Here is a 19,430-nt window from a genome sequence, read left to right as displayed (position 1 = left end):
ATCACTCGCCTTAAAAATTAACTTTCGGCGCGGCTTGAATCTCGGCGCTGTCAGCAAATTCAAGCAAGTTGGCGTCTTTGCTATGCCCAAAGAAGCTTGCAAAAACCACTGGCGGGAATGACTGGCGATAGGTGTTGTAGGTCATCACCGCATCGTTAAACGCTTGGCGCGAGAATGCCACGCGGTTTTCGGTACTGGTTAACTCTTCACTAACCTGCATCATATTTTGGTTGGCTTTTAAATCTGGATAGGCTTCCATCACCACGTTCAGACGACCAAGTGCACTGCCCAATGCCGATTCGGCGCCACCGAGTTGTTGCATGGCGCTCGCGTTGGTTGGATCTTTTGCCGCACTCGGCAATGCCGCGGCAGCTTGGTTACGTGCCGAAATAACGGCTTCTAATGTTTCACGTTCGTGGGTTAAGTAAGCTTTTGCTGTTTCAACCAAGTTAGGAATCAGGTCATAGCGACGCTTCAGTTGCACTTCAATTTGCGCAAAGGCGTTTTCAAATTGATTTTTAAAGCGTACTAGCTTGTTGTAGATGCCAATTAAGTAAACCAGCAACACTACTACTGCAATAATAATAATCCAGCCTGTAGTCATCCCGTTTCTCCGCTCTAGTTATTTGTCTATGCAACATGCTATGCTTTGCCGTTATTAGCAAGCCAATCAATGTAATTATTCATGAAAACACCAATCGCCAACGGCAACTTGTTTATTTTGGCTGCTCCAAGTGGGGCAGGTAAATCCAGTTTAATTCGTGCGTTGCTGGAACGCCATAGCCATGACAGCATGCAAGTGTCTGTGTCGTGTACTACCCGTGCACCGCGCCCTGGTGAAGTTAACGGTGAGCACTACCACTTTCTTACCGAAAGCCAATTCAAAGACAAAATCACCAATAACGAATTTTACGAGTGGGCACACGTGTTCGGTAACTACTACGGTACCTCACGTACTTACATTGAACAGACCTTAGCGCAAGGCATTGACGTGTTTCTTGATATCGATTGGCAAGGTGCACGTCAGGTTCGCGAAGCGCACCCAAGTGCCCAGTCAATTTTTATTGTTCCACCAAGCCTTGAAATTCTTGAGCAACGCTTGCGCGCCCGAGGGCAGGACAGCGACGAAGTTATTCGCTCGCGTATGGCAAAAGCTAAGGCGGAAATGTCGCATTATCATGAGTTTGACTACCTGTTGGTCAACGACAAATTTGAGCAAACGTTGGCACAACTTGAGCATATTGTATTTGCGCAGCGGCTTAAGTTAGGATTACAACAAGTGCGGCATGCCGCTAAACTCAAAGATCTCTTGGCGAATGGCGGGTAAATCCGTATAATTCCTGACCCGTTTTGCACATAGTTGGAGTAAACATGGCTCGCGTAACTGTAGAAGATGCTGTTGACCGTATTGGCAACCGATTTGATTTAGTACTGGTATCAGCACGTCGTGCTCGCCAATTGGCAACCCAAGGCAAAGAAGCTTTGGTACCTTGGAAGAACAATGAAAAAGCCACAGTTGTCGCCCTGCGCGAAATTGAAGGCGGATTTATTGACGCGAAGCGTTTAGACGCTGAAGAGCGTACTGAAATGGCGCAAAAAGACGCCGAAGAAATGGCGGCGGTTGACGCAATTCGTGGGCTTGAGTAAATCGGGTGTATTTGTTTGAAGGCCTCAGGCAACAGCTAGCTGAGTATTTGCCACCAGAAGAGGTGGAGCGCGCTGCTGCGGCCTTCAAATTAGCCGCCGACGGACACAAGCTACAAAAACGCCATAGTGGCGAACCTTATATTACCCACCCTGTGGCAGTTGCAGGCCTATTGGCTGACATGCGGCTCGACCACGAAACCATCATGGCGGCGTTGCTGCATGATGTGATTGAAGATACCCAATACACTCAAGAAGACCTTGCTGAACAGTTTGGCTCCACCGTCGCCGAATTGGTTGAAGGTGTGTCTAAATTGGATAAGTTGCAGTTTCATTCGAAAGAAGAGCTGCAAACTGAAAACTATCGCAAAATGATCATGGCGATGGTGCAAGACATCCGGGTGATTTTAATCAAGTTAGCCGACCGCACGCACAATATGCGTACTATCGGGCATTTGCGTCCGGAGAAGCGGCGCCGAATTGCCCGCGAAACGCTGGAAATCTACGCACCACTTGCCCATCGTTTAGGTATTCACGATATCAAGAATGAACTTGAGCTGCTTGGTTTTCATGCCTTGCATCCGTGGCGTGCAAAACTACTTGAATCAGAAGTCAAAAAGGCCCGCGGCAACCGACGTGAATTGGTTGAGCGGGTGCAAGAAGAAATTGAAAAACGTTTAAAAGACGTTGGCATTAAAGCGCGTGTGCTTGGCCGCGAAAAACACCTCTACAGCATCTATCACAAAATGCGCGACAAAGAACTGAAGTTTGAGCAAGTGATGGACATTTACGCGTTTCGGGTGATTGTTGATGAGCTCGATACCTGCTATCGCGTTCTCGGTGCGTTGCACAACTTATATAAACCCATTGAAACGCGCTTTAAAGATTACATAGCTATTCCAAAGTCGAATGGTTATCAGTCGCTGCATACCTCGTTAAAAGGCCCACATGGAATACCCGTTGAAGTTCAAATTCGTACCGAAGAAATGAACTTAATGGCGGATCGTGGTGTTGCGGCTCACTGGCTTTATAAAACTGACGAGAGTACCGGCACTACCGCACAGGTTCGTGCACGCCGCTGGATGCAGAGCTTGCTTGAACTGCAACAAAGCACGGGCAACACCTTTGAATTTATCGAAAACGTGAAGTCAGAGCTGTTCCCTGAAGAAATTTATGTATTTACGCCAGAAGGGCGCATTATTGAGTTGCCGCAAGGCGCTACACCGGTTGACTTCGCCTATGCGGTGCATACCGATATCGGTAACACCTGTATTGGTGCGCGCGTCAATCACAAGGTGTATTCGTTGTCCAAGCCATTGGAAACTGGGCAAACCGTCGAAATCAAAACGGCTCCCGGTTCTCGGCCAAATATTGCATGGCTAAACTTTGCGGTTACCGGCAAAGCGCGGGCTAAGATTCGCCAGTACTTGAAAGGCCAAGAGTCACGCGAAGCGGAACATTTAGGCGAACGCTTGTTACGCGCAGCTTTGGGCCCCGTGAACTATGATGAGATTCCTGCAGCAGACTTCAAACGTGTGCTTAAAGAAGTGAAGCTCGACGACGTGCCGGCACTGCTGCGTGAAATTGGCCTCGGCAATATGATGTCGATAGCCATCGCAAAACGATTACTTGGGGAACTGGCTCAACTCAAAGACGAGCAAGCTGCATCGATGGCGAAATCCACGTTAGCCATTCGTGGTGCCGAAGGCTTGCTGGTTAGCTTTGCAAAATGTTGCCGACCCATTCCTGGCGACGATATTATTGCCCATGTAAGTCCCGGTAAGGGGCTGGTTGTGCACCGCCGTGAATGTAAAAACGTGCGCGGCTATGAAGATGAGCCTGGCCGCTATTTCCCGGTGCAGTGGGAAACCAACATGGACGCAGAATTTACGACTGAAGTGCGGGTGGAAATTGTGAACCACCAAGGCGCTTTAGCTAAATTGACGGCATCAATTGCGAGTACGGGCTGCAATATTCATGGTCTGAAAACTGAAGAGCTTGATGCCAATATTTATTACATTGATATCGCACTGAGTGTGCGCGATAGAAAACAACTGGCCGATGTGATTCGCCACATTCGGAAAATGCCGAATGTGCAGCGTGTATCACGACTAAGGAAGTAACCATGTCAAAAGTAATCATTAGCACTGAAAAAGCACCTGCCGCTATTGGAACCTATTCGCAAGCTGTGAAAATAGGTACAACGGTTTACTTGTCTGGCCAAATTCCATTGGTGCCTGAAACCATGGAGTTCGTGAGCGAAGAGTTTCGTGCGCAAGCTGTACAAGTATTTAAGAATTTAACTGCAGTGTGTGAAGCTGCGGGCGGTTGCTTGCAAGATATGATCAAAGTTCAGATTTACCTGACTGATCTTGGCAACTTCCCGATTGTGAACGAAGTGATGGCAGAATTTTTTGAGATGCCATACCCAGCGCGCGCCGCAATTGGCGTAAAAGCCTTGCCAAAGGGCGCGCAAATAGAAATTGACGGTGTGATGGAGATACCTAGCACCAACTAAGCAACGGCTTCGCTGGTGCGGGCCTCTAACGGTCTGCGCCAGACGATCATCGCAATAGCAACACCCGCTAAAATAAAGCAATAGCCTGTGTGAACACTTACTTCGAGTGGCGAAAGGCCGAAGCTAGCGCCCATTAACAAAGCTTGCGCGCCGTACGGCAATGCGCCTTGCACAACGCATGCGAAGATGTCCAGCAAACTGGCACTTTGGCGGGGCGCGAGATTTCCTTCTTCGGCTAGGCGTTTGCTGACTTCACCGGATAGCAAAATGGTCACGGTGTTGTTGGCAACGGCGAAGTTGGTGAGCCCGGTTAACGCGGCGATACCAAACGCAGCCCGCTGCTGTTTATGTTTGAACAAACGGCCGGTGACTGCGCTGACGGTATTGGCTAAGAACTTCAAACCGCCTTGCTGACGGATGAGTGCTGACAGTCCGCCGATAAGTAGCGAGAGCAAGAAGATTTCTTGCATGCTGGTGAAGCCTTCGTACACGTCTTTGCTAAATGCCACCCATTCGTAGCCAACCGTGAACATACCAAAAGCAGCCGCTAGAATAATACCCAGAGTGAGCACAGCAAATACGTTCAGCCCCATTACGGCGAGTACAATGATGAAGAAATATGGAAGGCTCAACCACAAATTCGCTTCAGGAATTTTAGGCGGCACTGCGCCGGTATCATAGGTAAGTAACCAAATAATGGTGATGGCGGCAGCTGGTAATGAAATTTTAAGGTTGGCTTTAAATTTGTCACTCATCTCACAACCTTGTGTGCGCGTGGCGGCAATGGTTGTGTCAGAAATAAAAGATAAGTTATCACCGAACATGGCACCACTGACTAAAACCCCTGCTAGCAGGGCCAAGTCGATTTCCGCAGCTTCACCCAAGCCAAGTGCAACGGGTGCGAGCGCGGCCAGTGTACCCATTGATGTGCCCATAGCGGTTGAGACCACTGCAGCTATAATGAATAAGCCAGGCAATAAAAATTGTGGCGGAATGATGTTTAGGCCTAATGCCACCATTGCGTCGACACCACCTGTAGCCGCGGCCACCGTGGAAAAGGCGCCAGCTAACAGGTAAATCATGCACATGGTGACAATGTTGCGTTCACCCACACCTGCTACAAAGGTGTCAATGCGTTGCTCGAACGCCTGTTTGCTCAACAACACGCCCAATATAATGGCTGGTAGAATAGCAACAGGACTGGCGAGTTGATAAAACGCATAGTCGACACCCGCTTGTTGGAAATAGATCCCGGTGCCAAGAAACAGCGTAAGAAATAAACCAAGAGGCAGTAGGGCCTTGGCACTAGCAGGCTGTGTCATAAAATTCCTTGCAATGGTTATGTTGTTATTTAGACGTCCAGAAGTTTATATGTCTTATCTTGACGTTGCAAGCACCGCGTAGAACGCTTACCTTTATTCAAGTTGTACACAGAACACCAAAGGATGTCTATGAGCCCGGATGAACTTCATTTACAGTTGCGTAATCTTCGCAAAGACGATTACCCCCAGTTAAAAGCATTAATGGATAAAGTTTATCCAGACATTGGTGGCGCTTGGGGCGAACACACGATTTTAAAATTAATCAATGAGTTCGCAGAAGGACAAATTTGCCTGGAAGATAATGGGCAATTGGTGGGCGTTGCGTTAACGGTGAAAGTTAAATACGCACGCTTCAGTAACCCGCATACCTATGATGATTTGATGGATGCGCGGGAAAATATTCTTAATGATCGCAAAGGCGATGCGATTTACGGTTTGGATGTACTGATTCATCCGGACTATCGCGGCTATCGTCTCGGTCGACGCCTTTATGATGCGCGTAAAGAGTTGTGCCGACAATCAAACCTAAAAGCCATTTTGGCCGGTGGTCGCATTGTCAATTTCCATAAATACGCCGATGAAATGACACCAGGGCAATACATTGAGGCCGTGCATCGTCGTGAAATTTATGACCCGATTTTAACCTTCCAACTCGCTAACGATTTCACCGTGAAGCGCTTGCTGGGTAAATACTTACCTGAAGATAAACGCTCGGTAGGTTTTGCCACCTTGTTGGAGTGGAATAACTTCTTGTATGAGCCCTCCGATAACATTCTCGGATCACGTATCCGTAATGTGCGTGTGGGTGCGCTACAGTGGCAAATGCGTGAAATTGACTCGGTTGAAGAAATGCTGCGCCAAGTAGAATACTTCGTTGATGCCATTTCAAGCTATCAAAGCGATTTTGCGGTATTCCCTGAGTTCTTTAATGCTCCGTTAATGGGTTTAACCGACCAGAGCCAGCAAAAGGATGCGATTCGCTTCTTGGCCGGGTTCACCGAACGTTTTAAACGTGAAATGTCGCAAATGGCGGTGAGCTATAACGTCAATATTATTACTGGGTCGATGCCCATCAATGAAGACGATGTGATTTATAACGCATCGTATTTGTGCCGTCGTGACGGCACCATTGAGGAGCAGCGCAAAATTCATGTTACGCCCCATGAAAAACGCGATTGGGTCATTGAAGGTGGCGATCATGTGCAGGTATTTGATACCGATGCCGGCAAAATTGGCATCCTGATCTGTTACGACGTGGAATTTCCTGAACTGGGTCGTCTGATGGCCGATGAAGGCTTAGAAATTTTGTTTGTGCCGTTTTGGACCGATACGCGCAATGCTTATTTACGTGTTCGTCACTGTGCACAAGCGCGCGCCGTAGAAAACGAATGTTACGTGGTTACTTGTGGCAGTGTGGGTAATTTGCCGCAGGTTGAAAGTTTAGACGTGCAGTATGCGCAGTCGGCAGTATTCTCACCGTCCGACTTTGCGTTTCCGTACGATGCTATCTTGGCTGAAACGACAGCCAACACGGAGCAACTTATATTCTCTGATCTCAATTTAGATGAATTGCGTTACCTACATCATGAAGGGTCGGTCACGAACCTGAAGGATCGCCGCACCGATATTTATGAAGTGACACGAAAGTGGTAGAACAATAAAAACAAGAATACATAACAAGAATACAGAACAACAAGGAACCATTATGCCGGTAAAACTCTTAAAACCGACGGAAGACGCCTACGAGTACCCGTTACTCATTAAGCAATTGTTGTTATCAAGCCAGCGTTACGGTGGTGACAATGAAATTGTAGGGGGTAACAACGGCCAGCGTTTCAGCTATCGTGAATTTAATGAGCGTGTGTGCCGTCTTGCTAACGTGTTGACAGAAGCGGGTGTGAAAGCCGGCGATGTGGTTGCTGTACTCGACTGGGATACGCCACGTTATTTGGAATGTTTCTTCGCAATTCCAATGATTGGTGCGGTTCTGCATACGGTGAACGTGCGTTTGGCCCCAGAACAAATTGTGTACACCATGAATCATGCCGAAGACAAACTGGTGCTGGCGCATGACGACTTCTTGCCGTTATTGGCGAAAGTTAAGCATGAACTCATGACGGTTGAGAAATTCATTCAATTAAGTGATTCAGATACCCCCAGCGAAGCACCGCTTAAAACAGTTGGTGAATACGAAGCATTATTACGTAAAGCGTTGCCCGAATTTGATTTCCCTGATTTTGATGAGAACGCAATCGCAACAACGTTTTACACCACCGGCACCACCGGAAATCCGAAAGGAGTTTATTTCTCCCACCGTCAATTGGTGTTGCACACCATGACCTTGGCTGCCACCACGTCAATGAATGACAACATGCAATTGATGCAGTCGTCCAGCGTGTACATGCCAATAACACCGATGTTTCATGTGCATGCATGGGGTGTGCCTTACGTGGCGACCATGATGGGATTAAAGCAGGTTTATCCGGGACGCTACGAGCCAGCGACACTGTTGAAACTGTTCATGACCGAGAAGGTGACTTTCTCGCACTGTGTGCCAACTATTTTGCAGATGGTATTAAGCAGCGAAAAAGCCAAGGCCATCGATTTCAGCGGTTGGCAGGTATTGATAGGCGGCAGCGCATTAACCGCTGGGTTGGCAAGTGCAGCGTTAGAACGGGGTATAGAAATTTATACCGGTTACGGCATGTCAGAAACCTGTCCGTTGCTGAGCACAACCTGGATGCCGCTCAATGCATCGGAGTTCAGCCATGATCAGCAAGTTGCTGAACGTATTAAAACTGGCCGACCGGTACCCTTTGTGAATATGCGTATTATTGACAGCAACGGGCGCTTTTTACCGCACGATGGTGAAGCCATGGGTGAGGTTGTGGTGCGTACGCCATGGCTGACTCAAGGGTACTTGAAGGAACCGGATAAAAGTAAAGAGCTGTGGGCAAATGGTTGGATGCACACTGGCGATGTTGGAACCATTGATAGTAGTTACACGCTACAGATCCGTGATCGCATTAAAGATGTGATTAAAACCGGCGGCGAGTGGGTATCATCGCTAGACATCGAAAATTTAATTAGTAAGCATCCGGATATTGAATTAGCGGCGGTTATTGGTTTGCCCGATGATGAATGGGGCGAGCGTCCACACGCTTTAGTGACCGTTCGTGCTGGCGCTGAAGTTGACTATCAAGCGGTCGTGGCGCACATGCAGCAATATATTGATGAAGGATTAATTGAGAAGTGGGCTATTCCAGACACGGTAAAAGTCGTGGATGAAATTCCACGTACCAGCGTCGGGAAAATTGATAAGAAAGTGATTCGAGAAATGCTTAAGAAAAACGCCCAATAAAGGGCGTTTTTTCTTTGTGTCTTAACGAGTGTTTTGCTTACTTGGTGTTGGCGTAGTCAAACACCCAGTTCACATAAAGCTCGGTACCTACTTTAAGTGCATCTTCGTCCGCGTAAAAGTACGGTGAATGGTTACTTGGTGCTTCAGCTGGGTCTTGACCTTCAGGCGTGATTCCCAAAAACACGAATAGCCCAGGCACTTCAAGAGCAAAAAATGAAAAGTCCTCTGCGCCAGTAACTAAGGCATTCACCTTCACGTTATCCGCACCAGCGACGCGTTGCATGGTTGGTAGCATTTGACGCGTTAGTTCCGGGTTATTAATAGTTACTGGGTAGCCTTCATCAATGTGCACGTGCGCTTCAGCACCACTCGCTTTTGCGGTCATTTCTGCGGTGGTTTTCAGATTTTCAAAAATCTGTGCGCGATTGCCCATGTCAAAATTACGAATGGTTCCTTCCAGGTAGACCTCATCTGGAATAATGTTGTTGCGTACGCCGCCTTCCACAATGCCGAAGCTCACCACTGCAGGTGCTTTGGTGATATCCACTTGGCGAGAAATGATGCTTTGCGTGTTACTGATAATCTGACCCGCAGCGACAATTGGATCAACTCCACCCCAAGGGCGTGAACCATGGGTTTGGCGGCCTTTCACATTAATCTCGAAGCGGTCAGAAGAGGCCATTAATGGGCCTTCACGATAACCAATTTCACCGGTGTTACCAGCAGACCATACGTGAATACCAAACACGGCTTCAGGAGCATATTGCTTGAATAAGCCTTCTTTCAACATCAGCTCTGCACCGCCTTCTTCATCGGCAGGCGCACCTTCTTCGGCGGGCTGAAAGATAAACACAACGTTTCCAGCAAGCTGGTCACGCATGGCTGTTAATTTTTCGGCGGCACCCATCAACATGGCCACGTGTAAGTCGTGCCCACATGCGTGCATAACGCCAACCTCTTTGCCGCGGTATTCAGACACCGCCTTTGACGCGAACGGTACATCGGTGAGTTCCACAACCGGTAAGGCGTCCATGTCTGCGCGTAGCGCTATGGTTGGGCCGGGTTTGCCACCTTTCAGCAGGCCAACAACGCCGGTATGGGCAACACCAGTTTGAACTTCAAGGCCTAACTCTTCTAAATGCGCCGTGATTACTTTTGCAGTGCGAAATTCGCGATTACTTAATTCTGGATGTTGGTGCAAGTCGCGACGCCACTCGATGATCTTCTGTTCAAGTTGCGCATTAATTTTAACGGGTTCTTGTGCTTGGGCGGCGCCAAAAAGCGAGCTGGCTGCGGCGACGAGCGCCAAGCTAATTGCTGTACGTTTCATGAAGTGATCCCTTTGGGTTTGGAACGATGTGTATCAATGAGTATGCCGCTTTTTCCACCACAATGCCAAGCTACACCTTGGTCGAATATCGCGCAGGTAAGTTAAAACGTCGAAATGGTGGTGGGCAAATCTAGAAAATGCTCGTAAGCGGGCCACGGTACTTCAACATCGATTACCGTATTGGCGTAGGTGAACTGTAACTTCCAGGCATGCAAATGCAAATACTGCGCAGCTTCACCGCCGTAGCGTTTATCGCCACATATGGGAACGCCTAAACTTTTTAAGGCCACGCGCAACTGGTGGGTGCGCCCAGTAATCGGCTTTAAAACATAATAACGATAACCAGGTTTCAGCGAGTAACTCATAAATCGGGTTTGTGCCGGATTGTCATGGGTATGCAGCAGCCGCCAGTTGCCGCGACGCACGTTCTGCATGTCGCCACTTACCAAACCTTGCTTCTTCTTGGGTTTACCGACACTAATGGCCAAGTAAAATTTTTGCACGGCGCGCTCAGCAAAAAGCTCACTTAAGGCAGCTGCAGCGGCTTGATTGCGTGCTACCAAAAGGGCGCCAGACGTGGGCGTATCAAGCCGATGCACGGGCCACAGTGGCTCGTTCATGTGCTCGCTGAGCTGATGCACAACACTGGGTTCGTCGTTGTTGGCGTGCATAGGCGCACCGGCGGGTTTATCCAGCACATAGAAATCTGGATGGTGAAACACTATGGTTAACTCACGCATGCCGTTATACTTGCCTTAAGTTTGAGTGAAAAACTGTTGGAAATCATCATGTCGCCGGAGCGCTTCGTACGAATTTCACAATTGTTAGATAAGCGTCAGGCTGATCTTACGTTGTGTTTAGAGAGTGTCCACAAAAATCATAACTTAGCTGCGCTTGTGCGCACTGCGGATGCTGTTGGCATCCATGAAGTACACGCTATTTGGTACGCCGAGGCACTGCGTATTAAGCGCGGTGCGGCCGTTGGCAGCGAGAAGTGGGTAAAAGTTCATCATCATGACGGGCTTGCTCCTGCTGTCAACCAACTTCGCGCTGAGGGCAAACAAATTCTAGTCACCAACTTGTCGCAACAGGCGGTAGACTTTCGGGCCATTGATTATACCAAGCCAACGGCAATCATTATGGGCCAAGAGCGCCGCGGTGTAACGCCAGAAGCTATTGCCGCCGCAGACCATCAAATTATTATACCGATGGTAGGGATGGCTGAATCACTCAACGTGTCAGTGGCGGCTGCAGTTATTCTGTACGAGGCGCAGCGCCAACGCGAAGCGGCGGGCTGCTACCAGCAGCCAACGGTTAGCGCAGCTGAGCGCGAACGCGTATTGTTTGAAGGCGGTCACCCTATTTTTGCCAGATTATGTCGGCTCAATGACATTCCGTACCCAAGCTTAGATGAAACCGGCCAAATTGTTGCCGATGAACAATGGTGGCAACGCATTCGGAGTGCAAAACGATGAGCGGCGACGGCCTGCACCGCATTCCCATAAGCACACTGAAAGGTGTGGGGCCCAAGCTACAAACCAAGCTGGCGAAGCTGGGCCTGGTGAATGTGCAGGACGTACTCTTACACTTACCGTTGCGTTATGAAGACCGCTCACGTATCTATCCAATTGCTGCTCTACAACCGGGTACAAGCGCGACTGTTATTGCCGAAGTACTGAAAGCTGAGGTTGCCTATGGCCGCCGCCGCATGTTGAAGGTGCGGGTGCGCGATGCAAGTGGCGTGTTGAATTTGGTGTTTTTCCAGTTTTCTGCCGCCCAGCTTAAGCAATTTGCACAAGGCACGCGCCTGCAGTTATTCGGCGAAGCACGTCGGGGCATCAGTGGCCCTGATATGATTCACCCCGAATATAAAATTATCGATGACGAAACTCCAAGCCTTGGCGAAGAGGCCTTAACGCCTGTTTATCCAGCCACTGAAGGCGTGCAGCAAGCTACGTTGCGCAAACTTAGTGAGCAAGCGCTCACCTACTTGAATGAACAAGCCCTTCCCGAGTTGCTGCCCGAGCAATTGCGCCCAGGGGGCTTGAGTTTGGCGCAAGCTATTCGCACCTTGCATCGGCCGCCATTGGATGTGAGTTTGCAGCAATTGAGTGAGGGCACTCACCCTGCGCAAACACGACTTGCTGCAGAAGAACTGCTGGCGCATCAAGTGAGCTTACTCAAGTTACGCGCACTCAAACAAGCGCATCAAGCGCGGGCGCTGCACATCAATGAAGAACTGCAGCAGCAGTTTTTGGCGCAATTGCCCTTTAAGCCAACCGCAGCGCAACAACGGGTGGTGCAAGAAATTCAAACCGATCTTGCCATGGATTTGCCGATGATGCGGCTGGTGCAAGGCGACGTCGGCTCCGGCAAGACATTGGTTGCAGCTCTGGCTGCGCTGACCGCGATTGGGCAAGGGTTTCAAGTCGCATTAATGGCTCCTACCGAGATACTTGCCGAACAACATGCATTGACGTTTCGGCAATGGCTGCAGCCATTAGGCATTCAGGTCGGTTGGCTGGCAGGCAAACAAAAAGCCAAAGAACGTCAAGAAAACCTAGCTGCTGTGGCAGCGGGCCAAGTCCAGCTGGTGGTGGGCACGCATGCTTTATTTCAAGCCGAAGTAACCTACCACAATTTGGCGCTGGTCATTATCGATGAACAGCACCGGTTTGGGGTGCACCAACGCCTCGAGCTGCGTCAAAAAGGTGTTGATCAAGGCTACCAACCGCATCAGTTAATTATGACCGCAACCCCAATACCACGCACCTTAGCGATGACTGCCTATGCTGATTTAGCCACCTCAATTATTGACGAACTGCCGCCTGGCCGAACGCCGGTTAAGACAGTAGCCATTCCGGACACACGGCGCGACCAAGTGATCGACCGTGTAGAACACGTGTGCTCCGATCAAGGTTTGCAAGCGTATTGGGTATGTACGCTGATAGAAGAGTCCGAAGCTTTGCAATGCCAAGCGGCTGAAGATACTGCCAGTCAGTTGCAAGAAGCGCTGCCGAATCTCCGCATAGGCTTGGTACACGGGCGCTTAAAAAGCCAAGAAAAAGAAACCGTTATGACTGCTTTTAAAGCGCATGAACTTGATTTATTGGTCGCGACAACGGTTATCGAAGTGGGCGTTGATGTGCCCAATGCAAGTTTGATGATTATTGAAAACCCAGAGCGGTTAGGCTTGGCACAGCTGCATCAATTACGTGGCCGTGTTGGGCGCGGTGCTGCTGCCAGCCATTGTGTGCTGCTGTACCATGCACCGTTGTCTAAAACAGCAACGCAGCGGTTGGCGGTGCTGCGTGATAGCAGTGATGGATTCGTGATTGCCCAGCGCGACCTGGAGCTGCGCGGACCGGGCGAGCTGCTCGGCCAAAAGCAAACCGGATTGACTGAAATGAAGGTGGCTGACCTTGTAAAACACAGTCATTTAGTGGACCAAGTGCATGAATTAGCGCAGACCATTTGGGCGCGTTATCCACAAACTGCAGATGCTTTGATCTTGCGCTGGTTACCGCGCCGCGACCACTACGCCCAAGCATGATTTCGTAGTACACTAGCACCAGATGTTCAAAAAGGTTTAAACATGAAAGATTCCAATCAAGACACAATCGATTTTGGTTACAAGCAGGTGGCGAAAACCGAGAAGCAAAACCTGGTTGCTAACGTATTCAATTCGGTAGCGCAAAAGTATGACGTGATGAACGACTTGATGTCGTTTGGAATTCACCGTTTATGGAAGCGCTACACCATTGATTGCAGTGGTGTTCGTAGCGGCATGAAGGTGCTCGATATCGCCGGTGGAACAGGTGATTTAACCGCGCAGTTCTCACGTCGCGTGGGGCCAACTGGTGAAGTTGTCTTGGCAGATATCAATGATGCCATGCTGGAAGTTGGGCGGGATAAACTGCGCAATCGCGGTATTGTTGGCAATGTGCGTTATGTGCAAGCGAATGCTGAAGAGTTGCCGTTCGCGGATGATAGTTTTGACATCATTACCATCGCTTTTGGGTTACGTAATGTCACGGATAAGCAAAAAGCATTGGAATCAATGTTTCGTGTATTGAAGCCTGGTGGTCGCTTGTTGGTATTAGAGTTCTCGAAACCCATTCAACCGATGCTTAATCAAGCTTACGATTTCTACTCATTTAATATTTTGCCCAAAATGGGACAAATGGTCGCTGGCGATGCAGAGAGCTATCAGTATTTAGCTGAATCCATTCGTATGCACCCCGATCAAGCGACGCTAAAAGGCATGATGGAGCAAGCCGGCTATGAGCAGGTAACTTTTGACAACTTAACCGGTGGCATTGTGGCTTTGCACCGCGGGTTTAAATTCTGATGTTATGGACCGTACTGCCGACGGGCGCGGCTGAAGCCTTTGCCAACCACCTGTTAAGCCTTGACGCGCAATCGTCGGAGCGCTTTAAAAAAGTTGCCCACAAGCGAGTTCGTGTAACTTTAACAGAGCTTGGCAAGCCGTTTACCGTGCAAGCGTTGGACGATAGCTTACGGTTTAGTTGGGTCGATAATGAGCCGGTAGACTGCCATATTATAACCCGCATTGCGGTGCTGCCAGAATTACGCGATACCGCGAATATTACCCGCTTGATCAAAGCCGATGCGCTAGATATTGACGGTGACCCATTGTTGGCACAGCAGTTTAGTCGGTTGTTTGTGGAGCTTGATATTGATTGGCAGGAACAGCTCGCTCAGCGTTTAGGCGATGTACCGGCACATTTTTTGAGTCAGGCATTTGCGCGCAGTCGCAGTTGGCTTGAGCAAGCACTCGATGACCAAAAAAATTGGGTGCGTGATGTTTTAATTGAAGAAAAACAACTGCTTGTTAGTGCGACTGAATTTGATGTATTTAAACAGCAATTGCAGCAACTGCGGGCAACTGTTGACCGTTTAGAACGTGAAATTGGTAAAAGGAAATCGAAGTGAGTCAGCGCATCCAGCGAGCCTATCAAATCACGAAAACCTTTTTAAGTTACGGTTTGGATGAGATTATCCCTGCCCGCTGGTTACCTTGGAGTATACGGGTAGGGCGCTATGGGCTGTTCTGGATGCCGAACAGGCACAAACAAAAATCAGCTGGAGAGCGGCTGCGGTTGGCGTTAGAGTCACTCGGGCCGGTATGGGTCAAGTTTGGCCAAATGCTGTCAACACGGCGCGATTTATTGCCGCCTGACATCGCCAACGAACTGGCGAAGTTACAAGATAAAGTTAAAGCTTTCCCGGGTGAGCAAGCCCAACAACTTATTGAAAAAGCGCTGGATTTGAAGTCGATTGATGATGCGTTTGATGATTTTTCCGTGCATCCGTTGGCTTCAGCCTCGATTGCGCAAGTACATACCGCGCGTTTGAAGCGTGGTGACGATGCTGGCGCGGATGTTGTGATTAAAGTTATCCGGCCGGACATTCGCACCTCAATTGACGCCGATTTACGGCTCATGGAAACTCTGGCCGGTGTGCTTGCAAGACATCTGCCAGATGGTCGCCGACTAAAGCCGAAAGAAGTGGTCAAAGAATACCGTAAAACACTCCTTGATGAGCTGGATTTGCTGCGCGAAGCTGGCAACGCCATTCAGTTAAAACGCAATTTTGATGATTCACCGCTGCTATATATTCCTACAGTGTACAGCGACTATAGCCGTCATAATGTGATGGTCATGGAACGCATTGATGGCATTCCAGTCAGCGACGTGGACACGCTAATGGCCATGGGCGTGAATATGAAAATACTGGCTGAGCGCGGTGTGGAAGTATTCTTCACGCAAGTATTCCGCGACAGTTTTTTCCACGCGGACATGCACCCAGGCAATATTTTTGTGTCACGTGACAATCCGGATAATCCGAGCTATTTAGGTATCGATTTTGGCATTGTTGGTACGTTAAACCGTGATGATAAACGCTACTTGGCAGAAAACTTTCTGGCGTTTTTTAATCGTGACTATCGCAAGGTGGCAGAGCTGCATGTGGATTCAGGTTGGGTGCCAGCGCACATAAATGTGGAAGACTTTGAGTCGGCCATTCGTACCGTGTGTGAACCCATATTTAATAAACCGCTAGCAGATATTTCCTTTGGCCACGTGCTGGTTAATTTGTTTAATACGGCGCGCCGCTTTGAAATGGAAGTGCAGCCGCAGTTGGTACTGTTGCAGAAAACCTTGCTGTATGTTGAAGGTTTGGGCCGCACCTTGTATCCGCAGTTGGACTTGTGGAAGACCGCAAAACCATTTTTAGAGAAATGGATGCAGGAGCAACTTGGTTGGCGTGCAGTGGTGCGTTCGGTAAAAGAAAATGCACCGTTTTGGGCAGAAAAGCTGCCCGAGATGCCAACCTTGCTTTATGATTATTTGAAGCACCAGCAGCCACATGCTCAGGCTCAGCAGCAGCTGTTAGCAGAGCTACGCCAGGCGCAAAAGTTGCAAACGCGGCAAACCTGGTGGGCAACGATCACGGGCGGCTTAATTATTAGTACAACATTATTATTTGTGGCAAACCAACCGGATTGGTTGGTTGCGCTAGCGGCAGCGACGACAGTAGTGAGTGGCGTTGTGGCTTGGCGACGCACTAACTAAAACCAAACGAGGCAAATTATGGGTGGCGTAAGTCTTTGGCAATTATTGATTATTTTGGTGATTATTGTGTTGTTGTTTGGCACCAAACGGCTTCGTAATATCGGTTCTGATTTGGGCTCAGCGGTGAAAGGCTTTAAAAAGTCGGTAACTGATGAAGACGCCGAAAAGAAAGAATTGGACCAAAAAAAAGAACAAGCACCTGATCAAACAAAAGATAAATAAGCACTATGTTTGATATTGGTTTTTGGGAACTCATCGTGATCGCCGTTATGGGCTTGATCGTGCTGGGGCCTGAGCGGCTGCCAGGGGCGCTACGTGCGCTGCAACGCACCGTGCACAATGTGCGTCAATTCTCTAGCAATGTGCAAAATGAATTAAAACATGAGTTGCGTGTAAAAGAGTTGCATGAGCACCTGCAAAAAGCTGAGCAATTGGATATGGACAAGTTGCCGCCGGAACTACAACGCTCAGTTGCGGAGCTAAAAGCTGCTGCACAACAAGTTCAGCGGCCTTATGCATCAAAACCTGAAAAAAACGACAAAGACAGCCATGAGTAGTCAATCCCCGTTGCTTGATCACTTACTTGAACTGCGCAATCGATTACTTCGCAGTATTATCGCGGTGGGTATTGTGTTCGCGGTCGCGGCGACTTTTGCCGGCGACCTTTACCATTGGCTAGCAGCGCCAATGTTAGCAAGTTTGCCGCTTGGCTCAAGCATGATTGCGACGGATGTCGCGACGCCGTTTTTCACCCCATTTAAACTTGCCTTTGTGGTGTCAATTGCCATTGCCGTGCCGTATTTGCTGTGGCAGTTATGGGCGTTTATTGCTCCAGGACTATACCGCAAAGAAAAGCGCTTAGTCGTACCGTTGTTAGCAAGTAGTACATTATTGTTCTACGCAGGCGTTGCGTTCGCCTATTTTGTGGTGTTGCCTTTAGCGCTCAAATTTTTGGCCGGAGCAGCACCTGAAGGTGTTACTGTTGCAACAGACATTTCCCGTTATTTAGACTTTGTACTCACCATATTCATGGCATTTGGCATTGCATTTGAAACGCCAATCGCCATAATTTTACTTTGCTGGAGTGGCGCAACCAGTGTTACATCACTACGTCGCAAGCGCCCCTATATTATCGTTGGTGCTTTCGTGGTGGGAATGTTGTTAACGCCACCCGATGTGATTTCACAGACACTGTTGGCAATACCAATGTGGCTTCTTTTTGAACTTGGCTTGCTTATTGCGGGTCTATATCGAGCTGAACCCAAACCAGAACCAGAACCAGAACCAGAACCAGAACAAAACCAGGATTAATGTATGACGAAGCAGTTAATGATTACTTCAGTAGTTGCACTTGGCGTGTTGCTGAGTGCAAATTCTCCAGCGCAAGCGCAGTCTTTAGATGAGCGCTTAGCCGCGTGTAAACGCATTGAAAATGCCCTTCAGCGGTTAGTTTGTTTTGATGAAGTCGCGGCAAATGTAACAGGCGGCTCAGTGGCTTCAAGCCCCGTAGCGGGAACGCCAGCCTCGGAGCGTGCGCAGAGCGTGGCAGGTAAGAAAGATGGTTCAGCCAATTCGAAGCGTGATAAGTTTGGTTTTGAACATATTCCCGACGAAGAAGCTGAAAAAGCAAAACCCGATCGGCTCGCTATAAAAATCGCGAATTACTCGGTAAACCGAGTTGGCGCACTGACGATTGAAACCACTGATGGTCAAGTTTGGGAGCAGATAAGTGCTGAGCGCTTTAATATTGACGAAAGCGCAGACTATTACCTAGAACGCGGTCTGTTTGGCAGTTACTTTTTCCTCGGGCGTACCGACGGAAATCGCCGGACACGCGTGAAACGCATCAAATAATGCGCGGTTAAACACTGGCAATGGACTGGTTCGACTGCGGCGTAAACTTAACCAACGGAAAATTACTGCGCGATGTTGAGGGCGTGATACAACGCGCTCAGCAAGCGCAGGTAAATAAGCTATTGGTCATTGGCACCAACCTATCAGAAAGTGCCGCGGCAATCGCATTGTGTGAACGTTTTCCTGAGCAGTTGGTAGCTACCGTCGGCGTGCACCCCCATGATGCAGCTGATGCCCCCACAGACGTTATTAATCAGTTAACGCAGTTGGCCAGTCATCCGAGTGTTGTTGCAATTGGTGAGTGCGGTCTTGATTTCAATCGTAACTATTCACCGAAGCCGGCTCAACTTGAAGTTTTCGAAAAACAGTTACAGGTAGCTGCAGAACTCAAGCTGCCCGTGTATTTGCATGAACGTGATGCACATGATCAGCAGTGCGAATTACTCGAGCGCTATAAGCAATATATACCGCGAATGTTGGCGCATTGTTTTACGGGCGGAAAAAAAGAGCTTGCACGTTACCTCGAACTTGGTTGTTATATAGGCATTACAGGTTGGCTGTGTGATGAACGCCGAGGGCAAGAATTGCAAAATGCGGTTGTCGACATTCCAGCAGATCGTCTGCTTTTGGAAACTGACGCCCCATTTTTATTACCCCGCAATATCCGCCCGCGTCCATCGTATAATGAACCGTGTTACTTACCTAAAATAGGTGAGTTTTTGGCGCAGCTTCGACACCAGGAAGTCAGTGAAATTGCTGCCCTAACATGGCAAAACAGCCTTACTTTTTTTAAAAAATAGGGACG

General features: G+C 48.8%; 20 protein-coding genes. 16 read left to right on the top strand and 4 right to left on the bottom strand.

The window, feature by feature from the left end:
• Window positions 1-10: 10 nt before the first annotated feature.
• Window positions 11-604, bottom strand: coding sequence for a LemA family protein (locus ACN0UY_RS08915; protein ID WP_417666324.1), 594 nt, complete (start codon window positions 602-604; stop codon window positions 11-13).
• Window positions 605-685: 81 nt separating this feature from the next.
• Between ACN0UY_RS08915 and gmk the strand changes: the two genes are divergently transcribed.
• Genes gmk through ACN0UY_RS08895 form a run of 4 tightly spaced genes read left to right on the top strand, consistent with a single transcriptional unit; the run spans window position 686 to window position 4,162 of the window.
• On the top strand, window positions 686-1,327 hold the full coding sequence (gmk, locus tag ACN0UY_RS08910; protein WP_417666322.1) for a guanylate kinase: 642 nt from the start codon (window positions 686-688) through the stop codon (window positions 1,325-1,327).
• Window positions 1,328-1,371: 44 nt separating this feature from the next.
• A complete protein-coding gene (gene rpoZ, locus ACN0UY_RS08905; protein WP_128352770.1) occupies window positions 1,372-1,647 on the top strand; it encodes a DNA-directed RNA polymerase subunit omega in 276 nt (91 codons plus the stop codon).
• Between the two features lie 5 nt (window positions 1,648-1,652).
• A complete protein-coding gene (spoT, locus tag ACN0UY_RS08900; protein ID WP_417666320.1) occupies window positions 1,653-3,767 on the top strand; it encodes a bifunctional GTP diphosphokinase/guanosine-3',5'-bis pyrophosphate 3'-pyrophosphohydrolase in 2,115 nt (704 codons plus the stop codon).
• 2 nt (window positions 3,768-3,769) lie between these two features.
• Window positions 3,770-4,162: a Rid family detoxifying hydrolase gene (locus ACN0UY_RS08895; protein WP_128352772.1), complete on the top strand. Its 393-nt coding sequence runs from the start codon at window positions 3,770-3,772 to the stop codon at window positions 4,160-4,162.
• Here ACN0UY_RS08895 and ACN0UY_RS08890 read toward each other — a convergent pair.
• Entirely contained in the window at window positions 4,159-5,484 is a 1,326-nt protein-coding gene (locus ACN0UY_RS08890) for a Na+/H+ antiporter NhaC family protein (protein WP_128352773.1), read from the bottom strand. The genes ACN0UY_RS08895 and ACN0UY_RS08890 overlap by 4 nt on opposite strands.
• A 129-nt stretch (window positions 5,485-5,613) precedes the next feature.
• Between ACN0UY_RS08890 and ACN0UY_RS08885 the strand changes: the two genes are divergently transcribed.
• Window positions 5,614-7,137, top strand: coding sequence for a carbon-nitrogen hydrolase family protein (locus ACN0UY_RS08885; protein WP_128352774.1), 1,524 nt, complete (start codon window positions 5,614-5,616; stop codon window positions 7,135-7,137).
• 52 nt (window positions 7,138-7,189) lie between these two features.
• Window positions 7,190-8,845: a fatty acid--CoA ligase gene (locus ACN0UY_RS08880; protein ID WP_417666317.1), complete on the top strand. Its 1,656-nt coding sequence runs from the start codon at window positions 7,190-7,192 to the stop codon at window positions 8,843-8,845.
• Between the two features lie 37 nt (window positions 8,846-8,882).
• On the opposite strand, the gene ACN0UY_RS08875 is transcribed toward ACN0UY_RS08880, so the two are convergent.
• Window positions 8,883-10,175, bottom strand: a complete 1,293-nt coding sequence (locus ACN0UY_RS08875; protein ID WP_417666315.1) for an amidohydrolase — start codon at window positions 10,173-10,175, stop codon at window positions 8,883-8,885.
• A 101-nt stretch (window positions 10,176-10,276) separates the two neighbouring features.
• Window positions 10,277-10,915, bottom strand: a complete 639-nt coding sequence (locus ACN0UY_RS08870; RefSeq protein WP_417666313.1) for a TIGR01621 family pseudouridine synthase — start codon at window positions 10,913-10,915, stop codon at window positions 10,277-10,279.
• 48 nt (window positions 10,916-10,963) lie between these two features.
• Here ACN0UY_RS08870 and trmH point away from each other — a divergent pair, with 48 nt between their 5' ends.
• Genes trmH through ACN0UY_RS08820 form a run of 10 tightly spaced genes read left to right on the top strand, consistent with a single transcriptional unit; the run spans window position 10,964 to window position 19,425 of the window.
• Window positions 10,964-11,650: a tRNA (guanosine(18)-2'-O)-methyltransferase TrmH gene (trmH, locus tag ACN0UY_RS08865; RefSeq protein ID WP_417666311.1), complete on the top strand. Its 687-nt coding sequence runs from the start codon at window positions 10,964-10,966 to the stop codon at window positions 11,648-11,650.
• Window positions 11,647-13,728, top strand: a complete 2,082-nt coding sequence (gene recG, locus ACN0UY_RS08860) for an ATP-dependent DNA helicase RecG (RefSeq protein WP_417666309.1) — start codon at window positions 11,647-11,649, stop codon at window positions 13,726-13,728. Before trmH ends, recG begins: the two co-directional genes overlap by 4 nt.
• 42 nt (window positions 13,729-13,770) lie before the next feature.
• Entirely contained in the window at window positions 13,771-14,526 is a 756-nt protein-coding gene (gene ubiE, locus ACN0UY_RS08855; RefSeq protein ID WP_417666307.1) for a bifunctional demethylmenaquinone methyltransferase/2-methoxy-6-polyprenyl-1,4-benzoquinol methylase UbiE, read from the top strand.
• Window positions 14,526-15,131 (top strand): ubiquinone biosynthesis accessory factor UbiJ, encoded by a 606-nt coding sequence (locus ACN0UY_RS08850; RefSeq protein WP_417666305.1) that lies wholly within the window; start codon window positions 14,526-14,528, stop codon window positions 15,129-15,131. Before ubiE ends, ACN0UY_RS08850 begins: the two co-directional genes overlap by 1 nt.
• Window positions 15,128-16,771 (top strand): ubiquinone biosynthesis regulatory protein kinase UbiB, encoded by a 1,644-nt coding sequence (gene ubiB, locus ACN0UY_RS08845; protein WP_417666303.1) that lies wholly within the window; start codon window positions 15,128-15,130, stop codon window positions 16,769-16,771. The genes ACN0UY_RS08850 and ubiB overlap by 4 nt, the downstream gene beginning before the upstream one ends.
• 18 nt (window positions 16,772-16,789) lie before the next feature.
• Window positions 16,790-16,993, top strand: a complete 204-nt coding sequence (gene tatA, locus ACN0UY_RS08840) for a Sec-independent protein translocase subunit TatA (protein ID WP_339878525.1) — start codon at window positions 16,790-16,792, stop codon at window positions 16,991-16,993.
• Between the two features lie 5 nt (window positions 16,994-16,998).
• Window positions 16,999-17,328 (top strand): Sec-independent protein translocase protein TatB, encoded by a 330-nt coding sequence (gene tatB, locus ACN0UY_RS08835; RefSeq protein ID WP_417659084.1) that lies wholly within the window; start codon window positions 16,999-17,001, stop codon window positions 17,326-17,328.
• Window positions 17,321-18,082: a twin-arginine translocase subunit TatC gene (tatC, locus tag ACN0UY_RS08830; RefSeq protein ID WP_417666302.1), complete on the top strand. Its 762-nt coding sequence runs from the start codon at window positions 17,321-17,323 to the stop codon at window positions 18,080-18,082. The genes tatB and tatC overlap by 8 nt, the downstream gene beginning before the upstream one ends.
• Window positions 18,083-18,085: 3 nt before the next feature.
• Entirely contained in the window at window positions 18,086-18,625 is a 540-nt protein-coding gene (locus ACN0UY_RS08825; protein ID WP_417666301.1) for a hypothetical protein, read from the top strand.
• A gap of 20 nt (window positions 18,626-18,645) precedes the next feature.
• Window positions 18,646-19,425 (top strand): TatD family hydrolase, encoded by a 780-nt coding sequence (locus tag ACN0UY_RS08820; protein WP_417666300.1) that lies wholly within the window; start codon window positions 18,646-18,648, stop codon window positions 19,423-19,425.
• The last annotated feature ends 5 nt before the right edge of the window (window positions 19,426-19,430 follow it).

This window comes from Pseudidiomarina sp. (assembly GCF_048268165.1).
Taxonomy (GTDB): Bacteria; Pseudomonadota; Gammaproteobacteria; order Enterobacterales; family Alteromonadaceae; genus Pseudidiomarina.
Note: the sequence above shows the minus strand (reverse complement) of the source record. Positions and strands in the feature narration are given on the sequence as shown.